Source organism: Microbacterium sp. zg.Y909, from assembly GCF_024626565.1.
Genome location: NZ_JANJFJ010000034.1, coordinates 1 through 3931, shown reverse-complemented (window position 1 = coordinate 3931; position 3931 = coordinate 1). Strand labels below are relative to the sequence as shown.

4 protein-coding genes and 2 tRNA genes are annotated in these 3931 nt (G+C 69.0%); 5 read left to right on the top strand and 1 reads right to left on the bottom strand.

The genetic code is table 11. From position 1 onward, the window contains the following. From NQ160_RS04720 to NQ160_RS04705, 4 genes are all read left to right on the top strand, one after another. On the top strand, positions 1–230 hold a 230-nt coding region (locus NQ160_RS04720; RefSeq protein WP_306852586.1), incomplete at its 5' end, for an inositol monophosphatase family protein. A gap of 148 nt (positions 231–378) precedes the next feature. Then, a complete protein-coding gene (locus NQ160_RS04715; RefSeq protein WP_257514090.1) occupies positions 379–1719 on the top strand; it encodes a M23 family metallopeptidase in 1341 nt (446 codons plus the stop codon). A gap of 65 nt (positions 1720–1784) precedes the next feature. After that, positions 1785–1856 (top strand) — tRNA-Thr (locus NQ160_RS04710). Between the two features lie 23 nt (positions 1857–1879). Continuing rightward, positions 1880–1953: transfer RNA gene (locus NQ160_RS04705), tRNA-Met, on the top strand. Positions 1954–2049: 96 nt separating this feature from the next. Here NQ160_RS04705 and NQ160_RS04700 read toward each other — a convergent pair. After that, positions 2050–3105: a zinc-dependent alcohol dehydrogenase family protein gene (locus tag NQ160_RS04700; protein WP_257514089.1), complete on the bottom strand. Its 1056-nt coding sequence runs from the start codon at positions 3103–3105 to the stop codon at positions 2050–2052. Positions 3106–3296: 191 nt separating this feature from the next. On the opposite strand from NQ160_RS04700, the gene NQ160_RS04695 reads away from it, so the two are divergent. Then, the gene (locus NQ160_RS04695) at positions 3297–3830 is read left to right on the top strand and encodes a DUF1269 domain-containing protein (RefSeq protein WP_257514088.1); all 534 of its coding nucleotides are present in this window, start codon (positions 3297–3299) and stop codon (positions 3828–3830) included. Positions 3831–3931: the final 101 nt, after the last annotated feature.

Below are 3931 nucleotides of genomic sequence, written 5' to 3'. Positions count from 1 at the left end.
TGGCCTATGTCGCCGCGGGGCGCCTCGACGGATACTTCGAGCGCGGCCTTCACCCGTGGGACCACGCCGCCGGCGTGCTGCTGGTCGAAGAGGCCGGTGGCGTCGCCGCAGGCGTTCCGGGTTCCGCCCCCACGCGGGAGATGACCATCGTGGGAAGCGCTGAGCTCGTCGCCAGGCTTTCAGCCATCGTTTTCGCCGGCGCTGCCGGGAACAATGCGACGACTCCGTAAGCGAGTTGAGCGCGACGTGGCATTCCGCGTCCGCGCGGGGTAGTGTTTACCTGATCGTTACTTTTCTCGCCCGAACGACAACAGTGACGTCACCCCCACCCGAAGACGTCCCTCGTCCCGCGAGCGGCCGACCCGAGAGCCCCCTGATTTGACCCTCGACGCCCCGTCGGCCGTTGCCGCGCCTCTGCGCCGCTCCAGCCGTATCGTCACCACGCCTGCACCGCAGCCGCAGCGCGTGCTGACCCGCGCGGAGCTGCGCCGCCTGGCGGCTCAGCAGGTCGAAGACCACGACCCGCGTATCGACGCGGACCCGGCGACGGCCGCTGCCCCGCGCGAGCAGGTGCAGTCCGATGTCGCAGCGGCCGATGCCGCGCAGACACACGCCGCAGAGCTGGCCGTCGTCCTGGTCGCTGCGGCCGCAGTGGAGCTTCCGGCCGCACTGGCGAACAGCGCCGCGGTTCTCCCTGAGGTTCGGGATGACGCTCACGACGACGCCGGTGCCATGCCCGTGGCATCCACCGTGCCGATCGCCTGCGCCGTACCGCCGGCCGCCGTCCCCACTTCGCGACGAGCACGCCGCGCGGCCGCTGCGTCTGCGCCGGAGAAGCTCGCCTCGGATGAGTTCGAGCGTGCGGCGCGCCTGTTCTGCTTCGAAGGTGGGGCGTCCGCCCCGGCCCCTGCTGCGGCGTCGCGGCCGGCCCCACCCGAGACCATCGCCCACACCGCCGGCGACGCGGTGCGCCCGCCGCGCATGGCGCTGGCGCGTCGGCGGCTCGCCGCGGCATCCGCCTCGCTCGGCGCCATGAGCGTGGTGGGTCTGCTCGCCATCGGTCTGACGACGCCCGCCGGCGCGATGGCGTCGGTAGCCGGCAGCAAGCCCGCCGGCGCCGCCTCGACGTCGCTGACGACCGCGGCGTCGTCCTCTCAAAACCACGAGGAGATCCAGGCGTTCGTGTCGTCGGCCTCGACTGAGAGCGTCGACCTTGCGCGGGATGAGACGTACTCGACTGCCACGATGGCCGACCTCGCGGCAGGCTCCGGTGTTCGCAACTTCGACAACTCGTTTCTGAACAACCCGAACTCGCCCGTGCAGTGGCCGTTCCCAGTCGGGGTGCCGTACACGTGGGGCTTCCAGATGCGCGACGGCAGCATGCACCACGGCATCGACTTCGTTCCTGGTCAGGGCGCCGAGATCCACGCGATCGCCGACGGCACCGTGCGCGTCGCGACAGAGGCCGGTGGCCTGTACGGCGTCCATGTCGTCGTCGATCACGTCATCGATGGCGAACTCGTCTCGAGCCACTACGCACACATGGAATACGGCTCGCTGCGGGTGAAGGCGGGCGACACCCTCAAGGTCGGCGACGTGCTCGGCACCGTCGGTGATACGGGGTACTCCTTCGGCGCGCACTTGCACTTCGAGATCTGGCAGAACGGGACGACGAGGATCGACCCGTTGGAATGGATGCGCGATCACACCGCCGGGTGAGCTCGCGTTTCAGAGCAGGCCGCGGCTCTGATATCCTCTTCTAGTTGCCTGCTTGCGGGCAGCATGCCCCGATAGCTCAGTGGCAGAGCACTTCCATGGTAAGGAAGGGGTCGTCAGTTCAATCCTGACTCGGGGCTCGCAGCATCCACCGGATGCACGCGGCAGGGTAGCTCAGTTGGTGAGAGCGCACGACTCATAATCGTGAGGTCGCGGGTTCGAACCCCGCTCCTGCTACAGCAAAGAAAGCCCCGGATCCCCGGGGCTTTCTTCGTAGGTTCGCGGATCACGGTCCTCTCGTCGTGGTCGCGCAGGATGCTCCTGAGACCCGGGTCACGCCGTGATCAGCACCTTCAGTGCTTTGGTCTCGGCAGCCCGGCCGAACACGTCGTACGCCTTCTCGATCTCGTCGAGGGTGAACTCGTGCGTCACGAACAGAGACGCCTCGAGTTTGTGCTGCTCGACGAGCTTGAGCAGGGTCTCGGTGGTGTTCGCGTTGACCAGCCCCGTGGTGATCGCGATGTTCGCGATCCACAGCCGGTCGATGGGCAGCTCGACCGGCTTGCCGTGCACACCGACGTTGGCCACGACGCCGGCGGGGCGCACGATGTCCAGCGCAGCGGCGAAGGTGGCGGGGATGCCGACCGCCTCGATGGCGACGTCGACGCCGAGCCCGTCGGTCATCGCCATGACCTGGTCGCGCCAGTCGGCATCCGACGACAGCACGCCGTCGGTGGCGCCGAACTGCTTCGCCTGCTCGATGCGGTTGGCGTCGAGGTCCATCGCGATGACGCGCGACGGGCCGTACAGGCCCGCCGTCGCGATGGTCGCGAGCCCCACCGGCCCCGCGCCGATGACGGCCACGACGTCGCCGGCCTTGACCTTGCCGGCCTGCACGCCGATCTCGTGCCCGGTGGGCAGGATGTCCGACAGCAGGATCGCCTCGGCGTCGGTCACGGTCTCCGGAACCTTGTAGAGCGAGTTCTCGGCGTACGGGATGCGCACGTACTCGGCCTGCGTTCCGTCGATGAGGTGCCCGAGGATCCAGCCGATGCCGGACTGCCCCTCCGGGGCCAGGCAGTGCGAGTACACCTGCTTGCGGCAGTAGGCGCAGTGGCCGCACGCGCTGATGCAGGAGATGATGACGCGGTCGCCGACGGCAAGCCCTTCGACGGCGGCCCCCACCTCGGTGACCGTTCCGATGCCCTCGTGGCCGAGGATGCGCCCCTCGGTCACCGCCGGCACGTCGCCCTTGAGGATGTGCAGGTCGGTGCCGCAGATCGTCGTCGCGTCGATCTTGACGATGGCATCCGTCGCGTTCGTGATCACCGGATCGGGCACCTCCTCCCATGCCTTCTTCCCCGCACCGTGGTAAACGAGAGCCTTCATGGCCGTCTCCTGTCGTCGTCGTCCGGCCATGCTCCTCCTCACGCCGGCCCGGCGACAGGGCCCCTTGTCGCGCCCGCGCCCCGGGGCTAGCGTCATCCGCACAGTGTGCGCCTTGCGGTTCCGGTGGTGCATCCCGAACGCTGCCCCTGACGGTGCGTTGCGGGCGGCCTGAATGCAAAGTAGGCAAATCCATGGCTGATCTCATCGTCATCGCCTTCGACTCGGAGGCCGACGCCGAAGCGGCGTACAACACGGTGCAGCAGTTGCAGGACGACATGGTCGTGCAGCTGGCGGGCCTCGCGCTGGTCAAGGTGAACAGCGAGGGCAAGACGAGCGTCGAATACCCGGGCGGGATCGCCAACATCGGGTTCGGGGCTCTCGGGGGCGCGCTGTTCGGCACGCTGATCGGCATCCTCTTCTTCGTTCCCGTCGGCGGACTCGTGTTCGGAGGGCTGGTGGGTGCCCTCTTCGCGGGGCTCGACAAGGCCGGCATGGACTCGGAGTTCCGTGGCCGGGTGCAGTCGGCGGTGTCGGCCGGAAAGTCCGCCATCGTGGTCTACGCGACGAAGCTGACGGCCGACAAGTTCGCCGCCGCGCTGGCGCCCTTCCACGGCACCGTCATGCAGACCTCGCTGTCGGAGACGGACGAGCGTGAGCTTGTGCACGACCTGAGCGGTGGCGCGCAGGCCCAGACGCCTGCCGCCGCGCCGACAACGGCCGAGTAGTGGGAGGGGTGCGCTCGGCCGCCGTCCGAGCGGGCGAGCGCACCCCTTCGCTGAGCCACAGCCTGGTGGCGTCGACCCGCGACCCGTCCCGCCCCCGCCTG